Here is a 22428-nt window from a genome sequence, read left to right on the forward strand (position 1 = left end):
AGATGTTCCATCGCCCATAAAACAACTGGGTTGGATCAGGAAGAAACAATTGTTTCATATCCCAATTCGTTCTTGCTTTTTTTACCCTCCTCCCAGCAATCGATGTTGTAAAAAGTGATTTCGGCGATATTGGTCAATGCTTCCTTGGTCATGTAGGCGTGATGCGGGGTGAGTAATATATTTGGGAATGACAACAGCTTCTTCAGTTGCTCGTCTTCCAAACCCCTTTTGGAGTGATCTCTATAGAAAGTACCTTTTTCCCTTTCATAGACATCGGTGCAGTACCCGCCAATTTTGCCATTTTCCAGTGCGTGTATCAGCGCTTTGGTTTCGACGATCGCCCCTCTGGCGGTATTTACCAATATCGCATCTTGTTTCATGAGCGCCAATATTCTTTTATTAATCAGATAGTAGTTCTCATAGGTAAGGGGTATATGTAAACTAATGACATCCGATTTTTTGCAAAGAACTTCCAAATCGGTATAGGTGACATCATACCGCTTTACAAGGTCGGTATTCGGAACAAGGTCGCAAGCAAGAATCTTACATCCAAAGCCGTATAAGATCTTAACCATCACACTACCGATACGACCGGTTCCTATCACCCCTACAGTCTTATCGTAGAGATTGACCCCCATGAGCCCCTCCTGTAGAAAATTATAGTTTCGCACACGGGTAGCTGCCAAAACCAGTTTCCTATTCAACGCCAATAAAAGTGCCACAGCATGTTCCGCGATTGCATGGGGGGAATATTCGGGGGCATTCGCCACTTTGAATCCGAATCGTTTGGCCGCCTTGATGTGTATGTTGTTATATCCTGCTGAACGTAGGGTGATGTACCGTACTCCCAAATCCCATAGTTTCTCCAATACTACGAGCGATGCATCGTCCCCGGAGAAAATAGATATCGCCTTATACCCCATCGCCTGAATGGCTGTATGGGAATCAAGGGCGTCCTTGGTATACGAAACTTTGTGAAGGTTTTTGTTCGCCCTGCCCAAAAAGGGAATCTCATAATCTTTTGCGCTATAGACCAGTAATTTCATTGTTGTCCTCGCTTTTAAGGATTAGGTTCTGTTCCTTTAATGCCAACACTACCAGTTTCACATAATCATTTACTGTTTTTTCGACATCTTTTGGATCGGTTATATCTATGGCGCCACGCCATATCAAAGAGCGCTCTTCTCCCTCACATATACAGTATAGGGAAGTTTCGGCGTGGTATACTTGGAACTCCTCATAATAATTTTCATCGTAATAAATCTCCTGGTGTCGAATATAGTCGTCCCGAAATCTTCCATAATATTCGTCTAAATCAAGAATGCTTTTTCTAAAAGCCTGCTTGGTTTCAGATCCCACCACCTTGGTCAAGAGAATAGCATCAAAATTCTGGTCTAGCAACCATGTTTCAAAAGTCCTTAATTCTTCTTCGGATCTCCATGTATTCGTGAACTCATCTTCGAATAAATCGATGCTTCGTTCTGCCTTGACACCTCTCTTTAGGAACTCTTTTTTCAACTTGTTCTCAAAATCGAGGCGTGCCGATGCGCTCTGGGTCATCCCTATTACAAGAACTTTGTTGGCATCGAACTCCGCTATATCTGGATTTTTCCAGTTTTCGACTAAGGAGACCGAGGAACATCCCAATAGAACCAATAGTAATACGAGCAATCGTTTTTTCATGGTGTACTTTTTTATAAGCTCGGAACCACATCCGGGCCAGATGAATAAAGCCTCTTTTCCATTTACTTTTGATAACATCAGCGAAACAGTTTCCTAGCTTTGGAAGGATGTAATAAGTTGGTCCGTAAAATATACTTGTAACCTATGTATGATCGGGTTTTCTCCGTTTTAAAATTCCTCCCGCATAGTTGAATATTTCTGATTTCAGATTATGGAAATCTTCTAGACAATCTGCTGTTTCGGCTTTTATCCTGTTATGTTTGGTACAATAGTCTTCGTAACAGTCATCGGTCATACACTCCATCATACCCCCCAATTCCTTTTCGTACTGTAGAATGGCTGCCTTTACATCAATAGCCTTGATAGTAACCTTCTTTATTCGGTCCAGATAATCACTCAAGCGTTCAAAGAGATTCGGGGTATTGGGTTGAAAAGCATAGGAGTTCAACAAATGTTCAATGAAGGTAATCTCGTCTCTCATGAACCTAAAACTAGATTTCCATTGCCGTAGTTCCAAGCTGAGCTCGTCTATCTTTTTGGCTTTTGATGCTTTGGTATGATTCTGCGTTTGGGCCATTGAAAACTGTTTAGACTAAAACTAGCGTTCTCCTGTTGGTTTTGAAATGATATTGGTCAGCTGCCGTGTTACAACGGATTCCGACCACTTGCGCCGAGGTGGTGGTCTATCGACCAAAAAAATCACGTACCAAGGCTTTTATTTGGTTATCGGTCATGCTGTCCGCCTTGGTAACGGTTCTTACTTTTGCCCCCAACGATTGATATTTATCGTTCAATTCCTTTCGAAATTTCTCCGCTGTTTCCGCCGGACCGAAAAGTGCTATGTTTTCGGCATCTTTGATTTCATTTACGATTTTTTCAAAATAGGCCGCCAATTGATGTTTCTCACGTTCCAGATACCTACTATCTTGGACTACATCTTGAGGACCTCCTTTAAATCGGGTCCCTGAACCTCCTTTGGGATTAAAAAATTCCATTTCGGAAAAAAGGGTCTGCATTTTTTCCCTTTCTTCCATTAACTCAACGATATGGGCCTTTTCTTGATCCATCCATATTCCGATGTTCTTCATGCGAGTTGTTTTAGGAGACATCGTGTAAGGTTAATACGGGGATTTTTGAATAGTACCCCATTTCCTTCACCAGGGGCCTTGAAAACAGACTGCCCAGAAAGCTATGTTTTCGATTTACAAAAGCGATCATATCGCTACCCCTACTGTCGATAAAGGCACTGATACCCGTTTGTACGCCGAGATCGGTCAAGGTGTGGAAGCTGTAATCCACATCTTCCAAAATAGATTGAAGCAGTTCCCTGTTGCTTAGTTGTTCCCGATTCAGCTCCGATTTTTCGGCAATATGAAGTACCCGGATCGCTGCGTGGTGGTGCTTGGCTATCTCTAACAGGTAATTAAGTTCCCTGCGCTTGAAGCTGGTTTTAAAATCGGTTGGAAAAACGATTTCCTTGGGAGCGGCAAATCGCACATTGTCGGGAATTGCCAAAACAGGACATTCGGTTACTTTTTCCATCGCATCCACGGTATTGGTACCGAAAATAACATCCTCTGCGCCTGTCGCGCCCTTGGTACCCATTACCACTATGTCGATGTCTTTCTTGGCAATGGTCGTTTTTATGGCATATAACAAAGAGTTGAAAGTAGAAATTGTATGATACGTATGTTTGGGATCGTCGTTATGTAATTCAAGGATATCCATCAATTTGACAAAACCCGCTTCCGATTCCTTCTTGGCCATCTCATAGGCCCTTTCCCCCGGTTCGGGTACCATCATACTATCAATTGAATAGCCACTAACCTGGTACGCATTCAAGAAATAAAAATCGCATGTCTGGTTTGCATAGAGATCTAGGGCATATCGAATAGCATTTAAGGCATTCCGAGAAAAATCGGTAGGTAATAAAATTCTCTTGTCCATAACTATCTGCTTATAAAATTCTTCAATAAAAATAGAATCTGTTTAGCAGCTATGCTATGACCAAGATCAGTCCTCGGCCGGAATCACTAAAAAAGGAATGGATAAGTGAAAAGCCATTTTTTCGATTACCGGCTCGCGTAAAAGCTTTTTGACAAAGCCGTGTTCGTACCGTATCATTGCCAGCATACCAATTCCCAATTCATCCAAAAACGTTTGAAGGGTCTTCGTCTTACTTGCAAAATGGGGCATCCAATGTATTGAGTGCGGTAACGGTTTCATATATGCCAACAGGGTATTCAGGTTTCCCTCTTGTTGTTTGTCAAGACGTTCTTGCTCGTTGATATGTACGATACGTACGGCCGCGCTACATAGCTTTGACATAAACCGTAACGGTTCTAGGATTTTTGCATCGAAATTTCTTCTATAGTCGCTGGCAAAAGCAATTTCGTAGGGCATCGAAAACTCCTTTTCCAATGGAATCGCCAATACAGGGCAAGCTTTGAGCGCGGCCATGGCTTTTGTCGTGTTACTTCCCAAAAAAACGGAGGTGTTGCCTGTTGCCCCGGTTGTTCCCATCACCACCAGGTCAATGTCGTTTTCAGCAACTGCATGTTGCAGCGTATTGATAAAACTACCTTTTCTGGAAAGCAATTCAAATCGGTGCTTGGGGTTATCATCATCCAAATTGATGCGGTGCATGCTATGTTGCAATCCTTCGACCGATTCATCACCAAGCTGTTCGATGAGGCTTTTATGCTTTCCGTTTGAAAGGCTTACGCTTTTCAATGGTGTTACCTCAGTAAAGGAATTCAGAATAAAAAAAGTGCATTCGTGGTGATGAAACAGTGCCGTAGCGTAGAACAAGGCATTATAGGCGTTGTTCGAGAAATCGGTTGGGATGAGGATGTTTTTCATAATCTTTATTTAAATCAGCTAAAAGTAGGCAACCAGTGGGCACGTTAATTTAATTTAAAATCCTGTGTTTGCCAACTTACCTGCCGATACCTTGTTTCTCGGAACCTCGCTTACTTACGGGATTACCATAAAAGGTACCGTTACATGAAATCCTACTTTTTTGATGATCGGCTCTAGAAATAATCGTTCGAAAAAAGTATGCTTGTTACGTACCATCGCCAATAGATTGATACGATTCTTTAATTGAAAATTGTTGATGGCAGCAACCACATTTTGACTGGGCATCTCATGAAACAAATGCGCGCGACGACCTAATAATTCATCTAATTTTGCTTTATTCCTCAACTGCTTATCGGTAAGATCATAGCCCGAAGATACATGTATCACTTCAAATCGCGAGATATGGTCATCGGCTATTGCCAAAAGCTGTGCGAACCGTTCCTCCCCGTAATCGATTTCATAGTCGGTAGGAAATAAAATTTCCTTTGGATTTTCGTACTCGAACTGTGGTGGAACCACGATAATCGGACAGTTGGTTTTTTTGATCACATGAACGGCATGGGTGCCCAGTAATATCTCCTTGGCGCCGGTAGCACCTTTCGTTCCCATAATAATCAAATCGGCATTTTCCTTTTCGACCATATCACGCAGTTCGTCGACCAATAGGTTAAATGCAGCATGCGGTACGAATTGGTGTCGAGGGTTTTTGAACTCATTTTCCAGTTTGGTCCGTAATTCTTTTAAGCGCTCTAAGGCCTGCTCCTGTAATAGGGTCGCCAATCCAAATTGCCCGGGACTATCCAACATATAATCCGACTGATAAATAGCGGGGGTGTAGGTATGTACCAGATAAAAGGTGCAGTCAACCTCCTTGAATAAGGAAACCGCGTAGCGAACGGCGTTGTACGCATTATCTGAAAAGTCGGTCGGAATGATTACCTTTCTCATACTCTTCGCTTTTTTTGTCTGCTAAAGTTAACGGTCACCCCTCTCTAAAACCATGATATTGATCAGTTCCACTTTTCCAGTTTTTTATAACTTGCTTCCCAAATTAAGCCACGAATGAAAAGTAGTTTTGATAAAATAGTCGATTCGAGAACACCCGTACTGGTAGATTTTTTTGCAGAATGGTGCGGACCTTGCAAAATGCTTGCCCCTATCCTAAAACAGGTGAAGGATGAATTGGGGGAAGCGGTAAAGATCGTGAAGATCGATGTGGACAAAAACCAGTCAGTGGCCCAAAGATATCATGTGAGGGGTGTTCCTACAATGCTGCTGTTCAAAAACGGAAAACAGGTTTGGCGGCAGTCCGGCGTGCTTCAAAAAAATGATATCATCAATGTGGTAAGGTCTTTCACTTGACGAAAGATGAGACTTGCAAACGCAACCGAAACCCTGGCACCTGAAACGATGAACCTCTTATTCATGTAGTACTAAAAACGGAATTTTGGTGTGATAGCTTATTTCCTCTACGGTGGGGCGAAAAAGGATTCGTTGGAAAAAGTTAAGGCTCTTGGCGACCATCGCGATCATGTCTACCTCCCTACTCTCGGTAAAACACTGAACTGCCGCTTCCAGTTTGGTACCGGTCAAGGAATGAAAGCTGTGTTCGAAATCTACTAGGTAGTCGTCCAAGAAATCCTTGTTTTTTATTTGCTCGGGGCTCAATTCCTCTCCTTTCCTGGATATATGCAACACCCGAATGGCCGATTTGTTCATCTTGGCCATTGCCATAAGGGTATCCAAAACTTTCACGTCGTAGGAGATATGATAATCGGTAGGAAATACGATTTCCTTGGGTTCGGTAAATTTAGCCTCCTCGGGAACCGCCAATAAGGGGCATTTTACTTTGGTAATCACATCCCCCGTGTTGCTGCCCATTGCTACTTTTTTGAGTCCCGACGCGCCTTTTGTTCCCATGATGATCATATCGATTTTCCGTTCTTCGGATTCCCGCTTGATGGACTCCACAAAAAAATCATGTTTTGCGGAAGTAATGAAAATATGATCGGTATTGAATGGCAGTTCCTTAATGCGTTGTAAGAGCTGCTGAAGTTGCTCTTTACTATCCTTTAAGACATGCTCCTCATAAATCTGGGCCTTTGCCCGTACCGAGGAACCTGCACCCGAATAAGGCGGTATCGGATGAATATGGACTAAATGAAAGGTACATTTTGAGTTTTGGTACAAAGCCATACCATACTTGATGGCATTCCATGAATTCTCGGAAAAATCGGTTGGTATTAGAATCTGTAACATATAGATGAGGAATATGGTTAAGGACATAAAGGTATACCCTCTCGAACCATCAAGAAATGACGATAATCATATCATTTGAAAATAATCCTGTGTTTTTCAAAAAACAAATGAAGAGGCTATTTCGGATGATAAATGTCATTTCATATCAATGGTCACCCGTTTACTTTTGAAACAAACAAAAAATACAACGCATTGATGGAAACACAACAGGAGGCCAATCGGCAAGAACTACAGCTACAGATAGAGGAATGGATTTCGGATATCTTGTTTTTTGCACAAGATCTTTCTTTTACAAAACATCTACTGGACCATTTTTACGAGGAATTGATCCGTTACGAAAATCTTGATGAGATCAGGGAAGAAATCCAACGTTTTGAAGACCTCAGATATTCTTGTGGAAAATTATTGGACCGTACCAGAACCCATCTGCAACACTTCGACTCGACCCCGGATATTCCAAACCTAGGAGCCAGTTCTGAACTAATGAAGACGCAGGAAATTTTGAAGGAAAAATTCAACCGTTTTATGGGGGAATTCAAAGCTGTAAAAAGCGATATTTTTGGTATGATCGGTACCGTATTGGAACACCAAAAAGTGCTGCGGAACAGTTTAAGATCTGCATAGGTTTTCCTGTTGGTCCACTTTATAACCGGGTTTGAAGTAGCATTTTGGAGCATATGGGAATCATGAAAAATTGTAACTTACCGAAATGCTTTGGTTTTGAACCTCTTTAATACAGCTGCTAGCGCTATGATCCAAAAAATCGTACTCTCATCAATATCGCTGCTATTACTTTCCTGTGGTTCAAAAAACGAAGGGATAACTCCCGAAAAGAAGACATTGACGGAATCGGTGTACGCATCGGCCATCGTGCAACCCGATAGCCTATATGAGGTCTATTCATCGGTAGCCGGTATTTTGGATATCCAATTTGTTCAGGAAGGGGATACCGTTTCAAAAGGGCAGCCCCTGTTCCAAATCTTCAACAAGACCCCTGACCTAAATAAAGAGAATGCCAAACTGAACCTTCAAAAGGCAAGGGACGACTATAATGGTAATGCGGCGGTCCTCGGCGGTTTGGAAAAAGAAATTCAAACCGCGCGTTTAAAGTTCATGAACGATTCGGTCAACTATATGCGTCAGAAGCGTCTTTGGGAACAGAAAATAGGATCTCAGGCGGAGTTCGATAATATTCAACTGAATTATAAAGCTTCCGCCAACAATCTACAAGTACTCAAAAATAATTATGACCGTACCAAAAACGATTTGCTAAACCGTTTGCAACAGGCAACGAATAGTTATCGGTCGGCGCTTGTAAGCACAAAAGATTTTACCATCCTGAGCAAAATCAATGGAAGGGCATATGCCATTTATAAAAATGTCGGGGAAATCATTACGGCCCAGCAACCGTTGGCCAGTCTGGGAAGCGCTAGCGTTTTTGTGGTCGAACTGTTGGTAGACGAAGTAGATATCGTACAACTTAACACCGGTCAAAAAGTATTGATTACCCTGGATGCGTATGCCAATCAAGTTTTCGAGGGCAAAGTCGCAAAAATCTATCCTAAAAAAGACGAACGCAATCAGACCTTCAAGGTGGAGGCTGTCTTTAACGAAGCTCCGGAGGTACTGTATCCCGGACTCGCCGGCGAAGCCAACATAATCATAGATCAAAAAGAAAACGTGCTTACCATTCCATTGGAATATCTGTTAGACGATAGTACGGTACTAACCGATGAAGGCACCACAGAAGTAAAGACCGGTACCCGGAATCTTCGAGAGGTCGAAATTTTATCTGGCATCGATGAGACGACCATAATCTACAAACCTAAGCAATGATCAACTGCAAAGTCATATTGAGTATTTCCAAAACGCATCTACTATCCCGGATCAAACAGACAGCCATAGCGGCGTTGGGTGTCACCTTCGGTATCGGGACCTTCATCATCTTGGTAAGTTTTATGACGGGACTTAACGGACTTCTGGACGGACTCATCCTTAACCGAACGCCCCATGTACACATTTATAATGAAATCAAACCATCGGCAACGCAGCCTATCGACCTGTACACGAAGATCACAGATGGTTTCAAGGTAGTTCAATCGGTAAAACCCAAATTCACCCAGGCCAAAATTCACAATGCCCTGCCCTTGATGTCGCAACTCAATGCCAATCCTGATGTAAAGGGGGCCATTCCCCAATTACGGGCACAAATTTTTTATATATCGGGCTCCATCGAACTTGGAGGAAATTTAGTAGGTATCGATGTACTGGAAGAAGTACGGCTTTTCAATTTCGGACAGTACGTAGTAAAAGGCACCCCGCAGGCCCTTAATAATATCGAAAATGGTATCCTCATCGGATCTGGCGTAGCGGATAAAATGTCATTGGATGTTGGCAACACTGTACAGGTCAGTACTGTCGGAGGTGCCATTTTTCCCCTGAAAATAGTGGGCATCTATCAAAGTGGATTGGCCGATATCGACAATATTCAAAGCTTTGCCAGCCTCAAGACGGTTCAACGTATTTTGGGTGAGCCGCAGAACTATATCACCGATATCAACGTTAAACTTTTTGATATCGAGCAAGCCGTACCCATGGCACAATTTATCGAAAAACAATTTAAACTCACCGCCATCGACATTAAGACCGCCAACGCCCAGTTCGAGACGGGTACGTCGATACGAAACCTGATTACTTACGCAGTATCGATTACCCTATTGATTGTGGCAGGTTTTGGCATCTATAATATTTTGAACATGCTCATCTACGAAAAAATGAACGATATTGCCATTCTGAAGGCTACGGGGTTTTCAGGAAGGGATGTGAAATACGTCTTTATCAGTCAGGCCATACTTATCGGGCTTATTGGAGGCATATTGGGACTGATGATCGGTTTTGGGATGTCTGTTGTAATCGACAATCTTCCCTTTGAGACCGATGCTCTTCCCACTATTAAAACCTATCCTGTCAATTTTAATCCTTGGTATTATGTCATCGGTATTACCTTCGCAATGGTCTCTACCTTCCTAGCTGGTTATCTACCCTCGAGAAAGGCTCAAAAAATCGACCCGGTCGAAATTATTAGAGGACAATAGCCATGGGGAACGATACGATTTTAGAAGCCCGTAACATCAATAAATACTTTAGGGAGCCTGTATTGTTTCATGTTTTAAAGGATATCAATTTCAAAATCAACAATGGGGAGTTTGTATCCATTATGGGGAAATCGGGCTGTGGTAAGTCTACGCTCCTTTATATTCTATCTACTATGGATACCGATTATGAAGGCGATTTGATGTTCATGGGAGAAAAGATTACCGGAAAACCGCATGAAGAACTGGCGCGCATCCGAAACAAACATATTGGTTTTGTGTTCCAGTTTCACTATCTCCTGTCTGAGTTTACGGTCTTGGAAAATGTAATGCTACCTGCCAAAAAGCTGGGAATCAAATCACTGGGGGAAATACGACACGATGCTATGGAAAAATTGAAGCTACTGCACATTGATGACCAGGCCCACAAACTGGCCTCCCGAATCTCTGGCGGACAAAAACAACGAGTGGCCATCGCCCGGGCCTTGATCAATGACCCTGCTATCATCATGGGCGATGAACCCACCGGCAATTTGGACAGTATGAACGCGGAAAATGTCTTGAATATCTTCAAGGATTTGGTTAGGGAGCAAAATCTTTCGCTTTTGGTAGTAACCCATGACCATGATTTTGCCGACCAGACCGATCGAATTATCGAAATGGGCGATGGGCGTATTATCCATCAGTAATCCTTTGCCAACCTAACGCTGCAGGACCAAGTACTGCATTATCCCCCGGGGTATCCGAGATAAGTACCCTAATCTTACCCGTATAGGCATTGAATAGATTTCGCTCCATACTGGCAATGGTCGGTTTCAACAAAATATCGCCCGCTTTACTGAGTCCACCAAGAAGAATGAAGGCCTCCGGATCTAGGTGGGCAGCGGTATCCGCCAACTGTACGCCAAGCGTTTCCGCGGTCTTTTCAAAAGCCTTGAGCGCAATGGGATCCCCATTTAGGGCGCAATCGGAAATGATCTCCCCGGTCATCTCCTCGAAACTGATGCTTCGAAGGGGCGAATCGTCTCGCATTTCAGCAATCAGTTCAAAAATGGTACGCCGCATGCCAGTGACCGAAACATAGGTTTCCAAACACCCTTTTAGGCCACAGTTGCACTGTCTTGCATTGGGACTGGGGTCTACATTCACATGCCCCAACTCGCCGGCCATCCCGTGTGCCCCGGTTAGCAGCTTCCCATGGGAAATAATACCACTTCCCAAACCGGTACCCAGGGTAATCACCACAAAATTATCCATGCCTTTGCCCATGCCGAATTGCTGTTCCCCCAGAGCGGAGGCGTTTGCATCGTTGGCAATGGCCACAGGTAATCGCAGTATTTTTTCCACCTCGGATACAATGGGTACGGCATCACCCCAGCGAAAGTTGGGGGCCTGTTCCATATTGCCGGAGTTGGCATTTGCATTCGGCGCTCCGATACCAATGGCGATAAGTTCATGGGAGGAATCCAGTGTATCCTTTAAACCGCTCAGCTCTCGTTCTAGGTTTTTCAAGAAATCCGGAAAGGGAGCCTTGGCCCCGGTTTTGAATTTGCGGGTCGCTATAATGCTTCCGTCTTTGGTAACTACCCCTATTTTGGTATAGGTTCCGCCCAAATCGATTCCTAAAACAAGTTGCTCTTTCATCCTTGACAATTCTTGACCCAAGATACAAATCAACCAAACAAAAATGTCCATCCACATGATTTAAATCATTTCAGGGCCAAGGCACTTTCCATAATTTTGCCGAAACCCCAAAAAACCCTACTATCATGAGAGCCATCGCAGAAATCGAAGACTTACAAACACCCGAGTGCAAAAACACCATTGTTCGAAACCTCAGCCGTATTATGGATATCCGGATTTTGGATATCGACTTGGAGCAAAGGACCCTTTCTTTTGTGTACGATAGTATCGCTGCATTCGAAAAGGCAAAAAAAGAACTTTGGCGTATCGGTCATCCTATTTCACATTGCCGGTACCAAGGTCCGGATAGGAAGGAGAGGACCTTTGAATATAACGAGCAGTTGTTGAGCCTGTAAAAGCACCCGTCGACTTTAGAAAAAGTAAGGTACTATTTAGTCTATGACCGTATATATTTAGGACACGAGCTCGTTAAAAAGTTGACAGACGACTGAACTTTCAGCAGTATTTTTAGACCTTGGACCCCGACCAATCCTGTCGGGGTTTCTTATTTCAATTGGGCATTGCATTCCTTACGGTCCAAGCTATCAAAAAAATACCGGTACCTGACAAAAAGTTACCCTAGCCTGACCTAGATCATTGCATTCCGAAGACAATCGCACTTCCTTTGCAGAAAGTATATGACATGATTTTTGCCTGGCTTTTTGCCCTATTGATAGTCTTGGTCATTTCCGTACTACTGATACCGATCATTATTTTAATCGATACGGCCTCGAACCGCTATGAGCTGCAATTACGGGGATTGGCAAAGGCGTGTATAGAAACACATGAAGAAAAGCTACTACGGATAAAACTGCGGATGTTGTTCTTTACTTTCTACTTTTATCCGCTTCAATACAAAAGCAGGTCCAAAGGGAAGAAGGCCATCGGGAAGGACACGCGTATCAAAAGGACAAGGAAGAGATGGAAAACCATTTCCTTTCGACAAGGAATACGTTTTGTCAAGTCGTTCCGGGTTCAAAAATTTCTTATTGATTTTGATACCGGAGATTGTTTATTGAATGCCAAAATATACCCGGTTGCCACTTTCCTTAACTATTATGGCAGTGGATGCCATGTTAATTTTGAGGGGCGCAACAGACTGATGCTTCAATTGCAGAACAGGCCGATACGTATGATTCAATCATTTATTAATCTCTAAATAAAACACTATGGAACTACATTTTGAGGAATTATTGGGAAAGGTGACCGACTTCATAAAGTCCGAAGCAAAGACAGACACTGTCGTAGGAGAACAATTTGAGTTAGGTGAATTCAAGTGTGTACCGGTCATTAAGGTCGGTATGGGCTTTGGTTCAGGCGGCGGTGAAGGTGCCGAGCCTAAAAAAGGAAAAGGCCAAGGAGGCGGCGCAGCTGCCGGAGTGGGTATCGAACCCATTGGTTTTTTAGTAACTAAGGGGGAAGAAATATCCTTTCTTGAAGCCGGAAAGACCCATGGTCTAGCAGCTGCATTCGAGAAAGTACCCGACCTGATTGAAAAGCTTGCCAAAAGCAGGGACAAAGAAGCCGAGATGGCATAGTGCCGATTTAGGCCGACTTGTTAGGCCGGATAAGTATCATTTTCGGTTCATCGATACTTGTCCGGTCTTTTGGTGCCTAGAATGAACGAGCGGCTTATATCAAAATCAATTGTTCCTGTCGACCCAGGCACCGGCGCCTATATACTCCTTTCTTCTAGAATGCGTTTCCCTATTTTTGATAATTAAGTGGGTCGGATCAAGCTGTCTGCTACGATAGCCCAACAAATGAAAGAACTGCTTGGCAAAAAAGCGAGCTACCTTGCGATTTACCAACAAGGTCTCCCGCCGATCAGGGTGTACCGATATCCCGGGAAGCAGGGGCAATAACCTGTCGAACTTGACTTTCCTCAAAACTGCCGATAGGTTCAAAAAGAACTTGGGAATTCTTCGGATGATAAAAAAGCCATCATCCCCATGGCATTGGTACAAGGGCATAAAAATACGACCTGTATCAATTGCGACAATTGTCTTTTGGTTGCTAGTAGCCAAAGCCTGGTTTTTCCGTACGTGCTGAAAATTATCGAAACCAGGGTTCATTTTAAAATCCTCATTCCCCAAAATCTTATGGGTTGCAAAAATCTCATAGGTATCCTTGGTATGGTTAGATGTATTGGCCAAAAGTTGGTAATACCTATCAAAGTCGATTGTACTTTTATCGATACAACCGGTAAATGCAAGGGTCAAATAAATGAAGGCTACGTGATATTCTATCGACCTCAATTCATCGTGTTCCCCACTTTCATAACCAAAGGCAACATACCCCAGTTCGTTTATGTAGCTCAATAGGGGACCCTCGAGATATTCTTCGATGCCCAAAATCATCGGTACCGGATATTGCGACACAAACCTTCGATTCAACAAGGTGTCATTGACCAGCGTAAAAGGAATGGTCTTGCTCGAGGTCGTATGGAGGTCGATAAAATAAAAAGGACCGTTCTCGGTATCAAGAATGGTGCGCAGTAGCTCATAAATTTCAAGTTGTTCGGGTGTTTCCTTGGTAATTTTCCCAGACTTTCCACTCAGCAACGCCTCCATACGCCGAGTATCCCATATCCGGTTCAAATCTTCATCCAAAAAACGGATTCCCTTATCGAGCGCCTTGATATTTCCGACAATCGCATAGCATGTTCCCCTTATAGGAAGTTTCCTTTCTTCAATGCTATCGAACACCTCTTTCAAAGCGAAAACCCCGGAAGGTTCGTTACCGTGCATTCCGGCAATGAAAATGATCGTTGGGCCATCCTCATCGCCCCGCACCTTTCCCAAAATCCGTTTGAGTTCAATGGATTTCTTCAGTGCTTTGCTGTATGCCTTGGCCATAACTTGATGATACTATGTCGTTCTTACTGATTATACCTACCAGGATTCCTTCAGAAACCACGGGCAGACATCCTATTTGATGTTCCTTCATTAATTCAACGGCCTCATTTATCGGGGTTGTCGTACCCACATAATATACCTTTTTTACCATGATATCGGCCACTCTACTAACCTCTTTATCACTTTTCTTTGACCTATATTTCTCCATATGGGTCCATGTAAGCAAGCCTACAAGTTCGCCCGAACGCCCTACCACGGGCATGTGATGAATGTTTCTCCAATTCATAATGCTAGTCGCCAAATCGGAGAGATCTTCTTCGTGCACGGTAAATAGCGCAGTAGACATGATATGACCTACCAAGGTTGCCGTATCGGGCTTGATTATGGGTACCTCAGGCCAATCGTTTACGACTTTCCCATTTTGCTGGTTATCGTTGATGTTCTTGGTAAGCATGACCAGGGCGTCATCACGCTTCATGCCTGTGGTGAGTTTTCGATAATTGTCTATTTGCCATCGGGCACCGGTGGTTCCGTTCGCACGGTCCTCAATCACTTTTAGGAAAAAGTCTATATCCTCCTCCTCGACCTCTTTTTTTCGCAATCCCTCCCGGGCAATGGGCAACAGCTCTTCGATGACCAACTTTCTCACGGAGTAGCATTTATTTTTCCATATCAAGACGGATTCCTTTCCAGTCCGTGCAGCTTTTATAAAATTAGACTTTGCATCCCGAAAATCCATACAACCGGGCATATCGTCGAACTCCGATGGTCTTCCTACCATTAATCCGACCCAAAAAACAAAATTGGCTATCTCATCGACAACCGAGGGTCCGGAAGGAATATATCGATTTTCAATGCGCAAATGGGGCTTCCCTCCTCCTATCCCGTAACAGGGACGGTTCCAACGGTACACGGTACCATTATGAAGTTTTAGGGCATCCAACTTCGGAATCTTTCCTTTTTTTATTTCATCGAGTGCATTTGCCTGAATGGGCTTGGAAAGGGCCACCTCATGTAAAGCGATATCCTCCTTAAAAACCGCTGTAGCCGAACCGGTTGCCCATCTAGTTCCAAATGCTACCCTTGGTTGCTGATCCTTTATGGCATAGGAAGAACTTCGGGTATCCAAACTTTGCTGAAACAGGGCGATACGGGTTTCGTACCACAGCTCCCGCCCCATTAAAAGGGGTGAGTTACAACAGATTCCCATGACAGGACCGGCAATTGCCTGTGCCCAATTGTAACTTTTGATAAAATCGTGGGAAGGAATCTGCAAGTGCATCTGAAAACTAGTATTACACGCTTCAAATAACACCGAATCGTGGGTAACCGAAAGCTCATCAACACCTTTTAGATGCAACGAGAAGTCCGACCCCCGAAATTGTCGCATCACTTCATTGAGTGCGTCATACCTTGGGCTTGGGGTCATAAAGTCTTTATGCAGTTCTTTCTTGCTGATAGTCGGTAGTATTCCTGTCAATACGACCCTGGTATCATGCCGGTCCGCAATTTCAGAGGCTAGGGTCAACAACGATTTTAGCTGTGACATCATTTTTCGAAAGCAGTCCTTTTCCAACACGAGCGGATCTAGGTTGATTTCCAGATTGTACCGGGCCAGTTCGGTCGTAAAATGAGGCTCATCAATATCTTTAAGGATCTCCATTGCTTTTTTGGACGGACGCCAATCCTTGGTAACCAAACAAAATTCCTGTTCCGCGCCTATACGTACAACATCGTCCTCGATCAAGCCTTTTTTCACAAGTTGCTCAAGGGCCTGTACATCATTCAATAAATGTTGTATAAAGGCCATACGCTCCTCTTGCTTGCCGATACGTTTTACTTTATGCTCTCCCATAGATTGGTTGTATCAAATTTTCAAGATCCTATGTTAGTTACCACTCCTTCCAAGATACTGTTTACCTCTTCGGCCAATTGACCCAGTTCCTCATTTTGAACCGCTTGCATAGAGGCCATAGGGTTGACCGCAGCCACCTCGATGGCACCCGCCTCTTTTTCCTGCACAATGACATTGCAGGGTAGCATGGTCCCGATTTTGTCCTCTGACTGTAACGCGCGATAGGCGAAAGATGGATTACAGGCGCCTAAAATTACGTAGTTATAGAAATCTGCATCCAACTTCTTCTTAAAGGTGGCTTTTAAATCAATTTCGGTCAGTATACCAAAGCCTGCTGATTTAAGGGCCTCGGTAGTTTTTTGGATTACCTCGTCAAAAGTAAACCCTTTTAGTGTTGTTTTATGGTAGTATGTCATTCTTAAAATTAATTGTTATAACAGTAATAGGAAGGTAGCCATCCCCGTTTCATAGGCCGCAGGCAGTATCGGATACATTCTCTATTTTAATTGATACGTGCCTTTAGATCGGACACCGTTATGAAAAGTAAGAAGTACTATCAGCATCTAGCCACAAGATTGTTTGGCGGTTCCCCCGAACACCAAAAATTCTGTCGTTATAATTTTCAAAGAACCAAATGATAGCGCTAAAATAGCATACCTGGGGGCAACATTACATGACATTGGTCAGTTTATTCGCTCCGTGGTTTGCTTGAAACCGAATCGTTCCGGCACCTTGCTGCAAGGTATCAAAAATAACCTCCAGAACCCGGGTTAACATCTCGGTCCTCAAAGCTGCGGTATGACATTTATCATGTTTTGTCTCTGAATACGGGACTATGTTTGCATCAAAACCGAAGCAAATCTATGTGTACGCTAGTTCAGAAGTATAACATTCCCGGACCCCGTTATACTAGTTACCCCACCGTTCCCTATTGGGATATGAAGACCTTTTCAGGGAAAAAATGGGAAAACACCCTGCAACATAGTTTTGACGAGAGCAATGCGTCCAAAGGCATCAGCCTTTATATTCATTTACCATTTTGTGAAAGCATGTGCACTTTTTGCGGCTGTCATAAACGGATTACCAAACGACACGATGTCGAGGTTCCCTACATACAAACCCTATTAAGGGAATGGAAACTATATTGTGATCTTTTTTCAGCACGACCTATTATCAAGGAATTGCATTTGGGCGGAGGTACCCCAACCTTTTTCACTCCGCAAAACTTAAAGTGGCTGATCAATGGAATTTTCAAATCGGCCGATTACGCCGAAAGGTACGAATTCAGTTTTGAGGGTCATCCGAACAATACCACCAAAGCACACCTGAAAGCCTTATACGAAGTAGGATTTAGAAGGGTCAGTTTTGGAGTACAGGATTATAACGAAACTGTACAAAAAGCGATTAACCGCATACAGTCTTTTGAAAACGTCAAACGCGTTACCAACGAAGCCCGGGAAATAGGTTACCTATCAATCGGACACGATATCATTTTCGGGCTGCCCTTTCAGACCCTGCAGCATGTAGAACAGACTATTTTAAAGACTAAGGAACTGATGCCAGACCGGTTAGCCTTCTATAGCTATGCCCACGTGCCATGGATGCGGGGCAATGGTCAAAGAGGGTATAAGGATACCGACTTGCCCTCGCCGGAAGAAAAAAGGTTACAGTACGAGAAAGGCAAGAAGCTTTTGGCAAAAGTGGGTTACCAGGAAATTGGAATGGATCATTTCGCCCTGCCGACCGATACGTTGTACAAATCGATGCAATCGGGAAGTTTGCACCGGAACTTTATGGGGTATACCGCCTCAAAAACCCAGTTGATGGTCGGTTTGGGAGCATCGAGCATCGGTGACAGCTGGTACGGTTTTGCCCAGAACGTAAAAAATCTAGAAGAGTACCGGCATTTGGTTGAAAATGGGGTGCTTCCCATTTACCGGGGCCATCTCCTTTCCGAAGAAGATCGAATTATTAGAAAGCACGTATTAAATCTGATGTGCCGTTTCGAAACGTCCTGGAACGAAGAAGGTAGCTATTTTGCAGAGTTACCCGCAGTGTTGGAACGGCTTCAGGAAATAGCATCGGATGGTCTGGCAGAAATTACCCATTCGCGGTTACGGGTAACCAAAAAAGGACGACCTTTTATCAGAAATATTTGTATGGCCTTCGATTTACGGCTCCAGCGAAGGGCACCGGAAACTAAGTTATTCTCGATGACTATATGAATTAGGGAGCTGGATGGTCAGGTTTCCGAAGGATACTTTTAAATGAAAGTTTTGCGATTGATGCCAAAAAAGATGATATTGGGTAAAGAACATAATTTGATGATAACGGATAGAAGATCAAAATAACTTGGCTAATTTCAGCGTTCTATTCACTCTGGCCTTAAACAACTAGTTATGAAAAAAATAATAGTACCTATCGATTTCTCGGAACAATCCGAATATGCCTTAAAAGTAGCAGCTTCGCTTGCTAAAAAACACGGATCTGAAATCCTCGCGCTTCATATGTTGGAGTTGAACCAAGCAATCATCTCTTCCTCGGAAGGCTTCCACCCCGAACAGACGGTTTTTTTGCTCAAACTGGCCGAAAAAAGATTCAATGAATTTTTGGCCAAACCTTACCTAAAAGGAGTAGCGGTAACCCCTATTATCAAGCATTTCAAAGTATTCAGCGAAGTCAATGAGGTAGCTGATAAACATGGGGCGGATATGATTATCATGGGCTCACATGGAAGTGACGGACTTAAGGAAATATTTGTTGGCTCCAATGCTGAAAAAGTAGTTCGAAATGCCAATATTCCAGTATTGGTCATCAAGGAGGAATTGGAAGATTTCAAAATCGACCGCTTCGTTTTTGCCAGCGATTTCAAGGAAGAAAGCTTGAAAGCGTTTCATAGGGCCAAGGATTTCGCCGAGATGCTGTCCGCGGAAATGGAATTGGTATACATTAATGTTCCGGGCGACGATTTCCTGAGCAATAAAGATGCGTACAAACGCATCAATCAATTCCTTAGTCAGGGAAATATCGGTAAACAGGTGGAAATTTACAATGATTATAGCGTTGAAAAAGGTATTTTGAACTACAGCGAAAGTATCAGTGCGGATATCATTGGGATTCCGACCCATGGTCGCAGGGGACTTTCCCATTTCTTTATGGGAAGTATCGGGGAAGATATTGCGAACCACTCCAAAATTCCTGTAGTGACATTTAAAATATAATATTTTATTATTTAGTGTTCTTTAGCGGACAAAAAGGGCCTTCTATTCGGAAGGCCCTTTTTTATGACGATGCCACGGTTCATTTCTCGTCTTCAACTTTTATATAGGTAAAAAACTCTTTCCTGCTTCAATATCGGCAATCAAATCGTTGATTGTAGTCTCCTCCCTTTTTTTAACGAAACGGGTCTTGGTATCCCCTACCAAGTCATGGAGCGGACAAGGATTACTCCCGTTCCTCTTTTTAGGGGCTAAGCACGTAGGTAGAGGAACTAATTATTATAGATATTGAACTCGTCTAAGGTCTGTCATCCCGGTAAGAGTTACTTTCCTATTTTTTCAATAGAAAAATACTTAAATATCGATAGTAAGACCAATAGGACAATGATCGGAACCAAGTACTTCGGAATAGATATCTACGGCTCTAACCTTATCGATAAGTGCCTGGCTCACCAAAAAATAGTCGATTCGCCATCCTGTATTGCGTTCCCGTGCCTTAAAGCGATAACTCCAATAGGTGTAGGCGACCTCATCGGGATGTAAAAGTCGAAAGGAATCTACCAAGCCCGAATTGACGAAATTGTCCATCCCGTCTATCTCTATCTGGGTATAGCCTGCCGTTTTATTGTAGTTGGCCTTATCATTTTTTAAATCGATGGGCCTGTGGGCTACGTTCATATCACCACAGACAATCACCGGTTTTGATTTTTCCAGATTTTGGAGGTACTGCAGGAAATCGGCATCCCATTTTTTTCGATAATCGAGTCGATCGAGCTTTTGACCCGAGTTAGGAACATAAACGTTGACCAAATAAAAATCGGGGTATTCGGCACATTGAACCCTTCCCTCGGTATCATGCGCTGCGATTCCCATATCGGACTTTACCCCAAGGGGGGCTATTTTGGTCAACAAAGCGGTTCCCGAATAACCTTTCTTCTCTGCTGAATTGTAATAACCTTTAAACGAATCCATGGGAGTCAATGCGTTACCGACTTCATCGTCCTGTGCTTTCGTTTCCTGCAAACAAAGAATATCGGGTTCCAACGCTGCAATCGATTCAAAAAAGTCTTTTTTAACTACGGCCCTAATACCGTTGACGTTCCACGAAACAATGTGCATACCTTACTATTTAAGTATAAAGATATAGAATCTATCGTGTTCAATGTTTGTTCCTATGTTCATAAATCTTCATGTATAACATGGTAGACATCTTCTGGGCCCGATTTTTGGCGATCCAAGCGGTTTCGCCTTCAAAAAGTTCATCGATCGTCGCAAACCATAGGTTGAGCCATATCCCGAAATGCTCGGGAGTAACGGTATGATTCATTTTATCATCGACTTCTTGGTGCACGGCCACAGGATTGCCATTGTATTTCCGTTTTAAAAAGAGTTGTGTATCCCAGAAATCGGTCAGCAATTTCAAATGACCATCCCAGTCGGTAATAATGCCGTTGAAAATTGGACCCAGCTTTGGGTCGCTTCTTACTTTGGCATAGAATGTTTCTACTAATAGTTTTACATCTGCTCTTTTCTTGATTTCGGCTTTATCCACAAGGTCAAGATACTGCTTTCAGCGATTAAATCGCTCATAAGCAGCTTTTTCCAGAGGTTCTTTGTGCTCTGGGTGTGCAATTGAAATTAAGGCCCTCGCACGTTGTTTAAGGTTCTTTCCATAGAGATTCACTACCCCGTATTCGGTGGCAACGAAATGTACGTGAGCCCGTGTGGTCGTGACCCCTGCACCTTCCTTTAAAAACGGTACTATCTTGGAAACACCTTTGTTCGTGGTCGAGGATATGGCAAAAATCGGTTTGCCGCCTTCCGAAAGCGAGGCTCCTCGAATGAAGTCCATTTGGCCCCCGACTCCCGAAAACTGATAACTTCCAATGGTGTCGGCGCAGACTTGACCTGTCAAGTCTATCTCAATGGCGCTGTTGATAGCCGTCACCTTGGGGTTTCTTCGAATCCGGGCCGTATCATTGGTATAGCCCGAATCCCTGAAATCACAAATAGGATTGTCATCGATGAAATCATAGAGCTCGCGTGAACCCGCCGCAAAACAACTTACAATTTTCCCCTTTTTAATCACTTTTTCCGCACCTGTGATCACACCACTTTTCAAGAGGGGTAATACCCCATCGGAAAACATCTCGGTATGGATTCCTAGATTTTTATGGTTGGTTAAGTTCGTTAACACCGCATTGGGAATACTACCGATACCTGTCTGTAGCGTGGCACCATCTTCAATAAGGGAAGCGACATGGGCACCGATCTGATGCTCCAAGTTCGAAATATTGGCGGGGTTATATTCATGGATTGGACGGTTGACCTCTATCGCAAATTGGATCTGGTCGATATGAACAATGCCTGTACCGTGGGTTCTGGGCACATACGGATTGATTTGGGCAATTATTCTTTTAGCCGTTCTAACAGCTGGAAGCGCCACATCGACCGATACGCCGAGTGAACAGTACCCATGGCGATCGGGCGGGGATACTTGAACGATGGCCACGTCCAACGGAAGGATGTTCTTATGGAATAACAACGGTATCTCGCTTAGGAATATAGGGATGTAGTCGGCTCTTAACGAATTGACACCTTTTCTAACATTGCCGCCAACGAAACAGGAGTTTAATTTCAGAGATTTACAGTAGGGCTCTTGGGTATATTTCGCTTCCCCTTCGGTGTGGATAGAGATAAGCTCAACGTCTTTTAACGCACGATGTCGCTCACACAGAGCGTCTATCAATTCGTTTGGGGTCATAGCGGCACCATGAAGAAATACCCTGTCCCCTGATTTTATAATCGATACTGCTTCCTCTTTTGAAACTATTTTCATTTTAGTCTGTTTTATATCCTACTGTAATGCACTACAAATTTCCGACCGAATGTTTTGGGAAACTATGATAAGTTTCATT

At 43.4% G+C, this 22428-nt stretch carries 25 protein-coding genes; 10 read left to right on the forward strand and 15 right to left on the reverse strand.

Annotation, left to right across the window (positions count from 1 at the left end; all coding sequences use genetic code 11):
* Positions 1-35 precede the first annotated feature (35 nt).
* From FK220_RS00115 to FK220_RS00145, 7 genes are all read right to left on the reverse strand, one after another.
* Positions 36-1046, reverse strand: coding sequence for a 2-hydroxyacid dehydrogenase (locus FK220_RS00115; RefSeq protein WP_152572257.1), 1011 nt, complete (start codon positions 1044-1046; stop codon positions 36-38).
* Complete coding sequence (locus tag FK220_RS00120; RefSeq protein WP_152572258.1) at positions 1027-1683, reverse strand: hypothetical protein; 657 nt, start codon at positions 1681-1683, stop codon at positions 1027-1029. The genes FK220_RS00115 and FK220_RS00120 overlap by 20 nt, the downstream gene beginning before the upstream one ends.
* A 142-nt stretch (positions 1684-1825) precedes the next feature.
* Complete coding sequence (locus FK220_RS00125; RefSeq protein WP_152572259.1) at positions 1826-2260, reverse strand: hypothetical protein; 435 nt, start codon at positions 2258-2260, stop codon at positions 1826-1828.
* Between the two features lie 106 nt (positions 2261-2366).
* Positions 2367-2771 (reverse strand): hypothetical protein, encoded by a 405-nt coding sequence (locus FK220_RS00130; RefSeq protein WP_152572260.1) that lies wholly within the window; start codon positions 2769-2771, stop codon positions 2367-2369.
* A gap of 10 nt (positions 2772-2781) precedes the next feature.
* On the reverse strand, positions 2782-3630 hold the full coding sequence (locus tag FK220_RS00135) for a universal stress protein (RefSeq protein ID WP_152572261.1): 849 nt from the start codon (positions 3628-3630) through the stop codon (positions 2782-2784).
* Between the two features lie 66 nt (positions 3631-3696).
* Positions 3697-4545 carry a universal stress protein gene (locus FK220_RS00140; protein ID WP_152572262.1) on the reverse strand — a complete coding sequence of 283 codons (849 nt, stop codon included), beginning with the start codon at positions 4543-4545 and terminating at the stop codon, positions 3697-3699.
* A gap of 114 nt (positions 4546-4659) precedes the next feature.
* The gene (locus FK220_RS00145) at positions 4660-5493 is read right to left on the reverse strand and encodes a universal stress protein (RefSeq protein ID WP_152572263.1); all 834 of its coding nucleotides are present in this window, start codon (positions 5491-5493) and stop codon (positions 4660-4662) included.
* 114 nt (positions 5494-5607) lie between these two features.
* Here FK220_RS00145 and trxA point away from each other — a divergent pair, with 114 nt between their 5' ends.
* Positions 5608-5907, forward strand: coding sequence for a thioredoxin (trxA, locus tag FK220_RS00150; RefSeq protein ID WP_152572264.1), 300 nt, complete (start codon positions 5608-5610; stop codon positions 5905-5907).
* Between the two features lie 57 nt (positions 5908-5964).
* Here trxA and FK220_RS00155 read toward each other — a convergent pair whose 3' ends face one another.
* Positions 5965-6804 (reverse strand): universal stress protein, encoded by an 840-nt coding sequence (locus FK220_RS00155; RefSeq protein WP_152572265.1) that lies wholly within the window; start codon positions 6802-6804, stop codon positions 5965-5967.
* Positions 6805-6999: 195 nt separating this feature from the next.
* Here FK220_RS00155 and FK220_RS00160 point away from each other — a divergent pair, with 195 nt between their 5' ends.
* The 4 genes from FK220_RS00160 to FK220_RS00175 all read left to right on the forward strand — a co-directional run bounded on the left by FK220_RS00160 (position 7000) and on the right by FK220_RS00175 (position 10585).
* A complete protein-coding gene (locus FK220_RS00160; protein WP_152572266.1) occupies positions 7000-7428 on the forward strand; it encodes a hypothetical protein in 429 nt (142 codons plus the stop codon).
* A gap of 126 nt (positions 7429-7554) precedes the next feature.
* Positions 7555-8640, forward strand: coding sequence for an efflux RND transporter periplasmic adaptor subunit (locus FK220_RS00165; RefSeq protein WP_152572267.1), 1086 nt, complete (start codon positions 7555-7557; stop codon positions 8638-8640).
* Complete coding sequence (locus FK220_RS00170) at positions 8637-9899, forward strand: ABC transporter permease (RefSeq protein WP_152572268.1); 1263 nt, start codon at positions 8637-8639, stop codon at positions 9897-9899. Before FK220_RS00165 ends, FK220_RS00170 begins: the two co-directional genes overlap by 4 nt.
* A gap of 2 nt (positions 9900-9901) precedes the next feature.
* Complete coding sequence (locus tag FK220_RS00175; RefSeq protein WP_152572269.1) at positions 9902-10585, forward strand: ABC transporter ATP-binding protein; 684 nt, start codon at positions 9902-9904, stop codon at positions 10583-10585.
* On the opposite strand, the gene FK220_RS00180 is transcribed toward FK220_RS00175, so the two are convergent.
* Positions 10572-11540, reverse strand: coding sequence for an ROK family protein (locus FK220_RS00180; RefSeq protein WP_166204713.1), 969 nt, complete (start codon positions 11538-11540; stop codon positions 10572-10574). The two genes, FK220_RS00175 and FK220_RS00180, sit on opposite strands and share 14 nt — an antisense overlap.
* 125 nt (positions 11541-11665) lie before the next feature.
* Between FK220_RS00180 and FK220_RS00185 the strand changes: the two genes are divergently transcribed.
* From FK220_RS00185 to FK220_RS00195, 3 genes are all read left to right on the forward strand, one after another.
* Positions 11666-11935, forward strand: coding sequence for a hypothetical protein (locus FK220_RS00185; RefSeq protein WP_152572271.1), 270 nt, complete (start codon positions 11666-11668; stop codon positions 11933-11935).
* Between the two features lie 269 nt (positions 11936-12204).
* Positions 12205-12738: a hypothetical protein gene (locus tag FK220_RS00190; protein ID WP_152572272.1), complete on the forward strand. Its 534-nt coding sequence runs from the start codon at positions 12205-12207 to the stop codon at positions 12736-12738.
* Positions 12739-12748: 10 nt separating this feature from the next.
* Positions 12749-13117: a GerW family sporulation protein gene (locus tag FK220_RS00195; protein WP_152572273.1), complete on the forward strand. Its 369-nt coding sequence runs from the start codon at positions 12749-12751 to the stop codon at positions 13115-13117.
* Positions 13118-13222: 105 nt separating this feature from the next.
* On the opposite strand, the gene FK220_RS00200 is transcribed toward FK220_RS00195, so the two are convergent.
* The 3 genes from FK220_RS00200 to FK220_RS00210 are packed head-to-tail and all read right to left on the reverse strand — an operon-like array spanning position 13223 to position 16708.
* Positions 13223-14437 carry a succinylglutamate desuccinylase/aspartoacylase family protein gene (locus tag FK220_RS00200; RefSeq protein WP_152572274.1) on the reverse strand — a complete coding sequence of 405 codons (1215 nt, stop codon included), beginning with the start codon at positions 14435-14437 and terminating at the stop codon, positions 13223-13225.
* Entirely contained in the window at positions 14397-16292 is a 1896-nt protein-coding gene (locus FK220_RS00205; RefSeq protein WP_152572275.1) for a CBS domain-containing protein, read from the reverse strand. The genes FK220_RS00200 and FK220_RS00205 overlap by 41 nt, the downstream gene beginning before the upstream one ends.
* 20 nt (positions 16293-16312) lie before the next feature.
* Positions 16313-16708 (reverse strand): DUF302 domain-containing protein, encoded by a 396-nt coding sequence (locus FK220_RS00210; RefSeq protein ID WP_152572276.1) that lies wholly within the window; start codon positions 16706-16708, stop codon positions 16313-16315.
* Between the two features lie 447 nt (positions 16709-17155).
* Here FK220_RS00210 and hemN point away from each other — a divergent pair, with 447 nt between their 5' ends.
* Together hemN and FK220_RS00220 are read left to right on the forward strand one after the other, a co-directional pair.
* Positions 17156-18517, forward strand: coding sequence for an oxygen-independent coproporphyrinogen III oxidase (gene hemN, locus FK220_RS00215; protein WP_152572277.1), 1362 nt, complete (start codon positions 17156-17158; stop codon positions 18515-18517).
* A gap of 174 nt (positions 18518-18691) precedes the next feature.
* The gene (locus FK220_RS00220; RefSeq protein WP_152572278.1) at positions 18692-19513 is read left to right on the forward strand and encodes a universal stress protein; all 822 of its coding nucleotides are present in this window, start codon (positions 18692-18694) and stop codon (positions 19511-19513) included.
* A gap of 351 nt (positions 19514-19864) precedes the next feature.
* Here FK220_RS00220 and FK220_RS00225 read toward each other — a convergent pair whose 3' ends face one another.
* Genes FK220_RS00225 through FK220_RS00235 form a run of 3 tightly spaced genes read right to left on the reverse strand, consistent with a single transcriptional unit; the run spans position 19865 to position 22349 of the window.
* Entirely contained in the window at positions 19865-20629 is a 765-nt protein-coding gene (locus FK220_RS00225) for an exodeoxyribonuclease III (RefSeq protein WP_152572279.1), read from the reverse strand.
* Positions 20630-20669: 40 nt separating this feature from the next.
* Complete coding sequence (locus tag FK220_RS00230; protein ID WP_152572280.1) at positions 20670-21062, reverse strand: group III truncated hemoglobin; 393 nt, start codon at positions 21060-21062, stop codon at positions 20670-20672.
* Positions 21063-21080: 18 nt separating this feature from the next.
* Positions 21081-22349 (reverse strand): acetyl-CoA hydrolase/transferase family protein, encoded by a 1269-nt coding sequence (locus tag FK220_RS00235; RefSeq protein ID WP_152572281.1) that lies wholly within the window; start codon positions 22347-22349, stop codon positions 21081-21083.
* Positions 22350-22428: the final 79 nt, after the last annotated feature.

Origin of the sequence: Pelagihabitans pacificus, from assembly GCF_009371985.2 — a bacterium.
GTDB classification, from domain to species: Bacteria; Bacteroidota; Bacteroidia; order Flavobacteriales; family Flavobacteriaceae; genus Pelagihabitans; species Pelagihabitans pacificus.

Excerpts from the sequence above, each read along its gene's own strand:
- FK220_RS00115 (WP_152572257.1), bottom strand. The coding sequence starts at position 1,046 with ATGAAATTACTGGTCTATAGCGCAAAAGATTATGAGATTCCCTTTTTG.
- FK220_RS00120 (WP_152572258.1), bottom strand. The coding sequence starts at position 1,683 with ATGAAAAAACGATTGCTCGTATTACTATTGGTTCTATTGGGATGTTCC.
- FK220_RS00125 (WP_152572259.1), bottom strand. The coding sequence starts at position 2,260 with ATGGCCCAAACGCAGAATCATACCAAAGCATCAAAAGCCAAAAAGATA.
- FK220_RS00130 (WP_152572260.1), bottom strand. The coding sequence starts at position 2,771 with ATGAAGAACATCGGAATATGGATGGATCAAGAAAAGGCCCATATCGTT.
- FK220_RS00135 (WP_152572261.1), bottom strand. The coding sequence starts at position 3,630 with ATGGACAAGAGAATTTTATTACCTACCGATTTTTCTCGGAATGCCTTA.
- FK220_RS00140 (WP_152572262.1), bottom strand. The coding sequence starts at position 4,545 with ATGAAAAACATCCTCATCCCAACCGATTTCTCGAACAACGCCTATAAT.
- FK220_RS00145 (WP_152572263.1), bottom strand. The coding sequence starts at position 5,493 with ATGAGAAAGGTAATCATTCCGACCGACTTTTCAGATAATGCGTACAAC.
- trxA (WP_152572264.1), top strand. The coding sequence starts at position 5,608 with ATGAAAAGTAGTTTTGATAAAATAGTCGATTCGAGAACACCCGTACTG.
- FK220_RS00155 (WP_152572265.1), bottom strand. The coding sequence starts at position 6,804 with ATGTTACAGATTCTAATACCAACCGATTTTTCCGAGAATTCATGGAAT.
- FK220_RS00160 (WP_152572266.1), top strand. The coding sequence starts at position 7,000 with ATGGAAACACAACAGGAGGCCAATCGGCAAGAACTACAGCTACAGATA.
- FK220_RS00165 (WP_152572267.1), top strand. The coding sequence starts at position 7,555 with ATGATCCAAAAAATCGTACTCTCATCAATATCGCTGCTATTACTTTCC.
- FK220_RS00170 (WP_152572268.1), top strand. The coding sequence starts at position 8,637 with ATGATCAACTGCAAAGTCATATTGAGTATTTCCAAAACGCATCTACTA.
- FK220_RS00175 (WP_152572269.1), top strand. The coding sequence starts at position 9,902 with ATGGGGAACGATACGATTTTAGAAGCCCGTAACATCAATAAATACTTT.
- FK220_RS00180 (WP_166204713.1), bottom strand. The coding sequence starts at position 11,540 with ATGAAAGAGCAACTTGTTTTAGGAATCGATTTGGGCGGAACCTATACC.
- FK220_RS00185 (WP_152572271.1), top strand. The coding sequence starts at position 11,666 with ATGAGAGCCATCGCAGAAATCGAAGACTTACAAACACCCGAGTGCAAA.
- FK220_RS00195 (WP_152572273.1), top strand. The coding sequence starts at position 12,749 with ATGGAACTACATTTTGAGGAATTATTGGGAAAGGTGACCGACTTCATA.
- FK220_RS00200 (WP_152572274.1), bottom strand. The coding sequence starts at position 14,437 with ATGGCCAAGGCATACAGCAAAGCACTGAAGAAATCCATTGAACTCAAA.
- FK220_RS00205 (WP_152572275.1), bottom strand. The coding sequence starts at position 16,292 with ATGGGAGAGCATAAAGTAAAACGTATCGGCAAGCAAGAGGAGCGTATG.
- FK220_RS00210 (WP_152572276.1), bottom strand. The coding sequence starts at position 16,708 with ATGACATACTACCATAAAACAACACTAAAAGGGTTTACTTTTGACGAG.
- hemN (WP_152572277.1), top strand. The coding sequence starts at position 17,156 with ATGTGTACGCTAGTTCAGAAGTATAACATTCCCGGACCCCGTTATACT.
- FK220_RS00220 (WP_152572278.1), top strand. The coding sequence starts at position 18,692 with ATGAAAAAAATAATAGTACCTATCGATTTCTCGGAACAATCCGAATAT.
- FK220_RS00225 (WP_152572279.1), bottom strand. The coding sequence starts at position 20,629 with ATGCACATTGTTTCGTGGAACGTCAACGGTATTAGGGCCGTAGTTAAA.
- FK220_RS00235 (WP_152572281.1), bottom strand. The coding sequence starts at position 22,349 with ATGAAAATAGTTTCAAAAGAGGAAGCAGTATCGATTATAAAATCAGGG.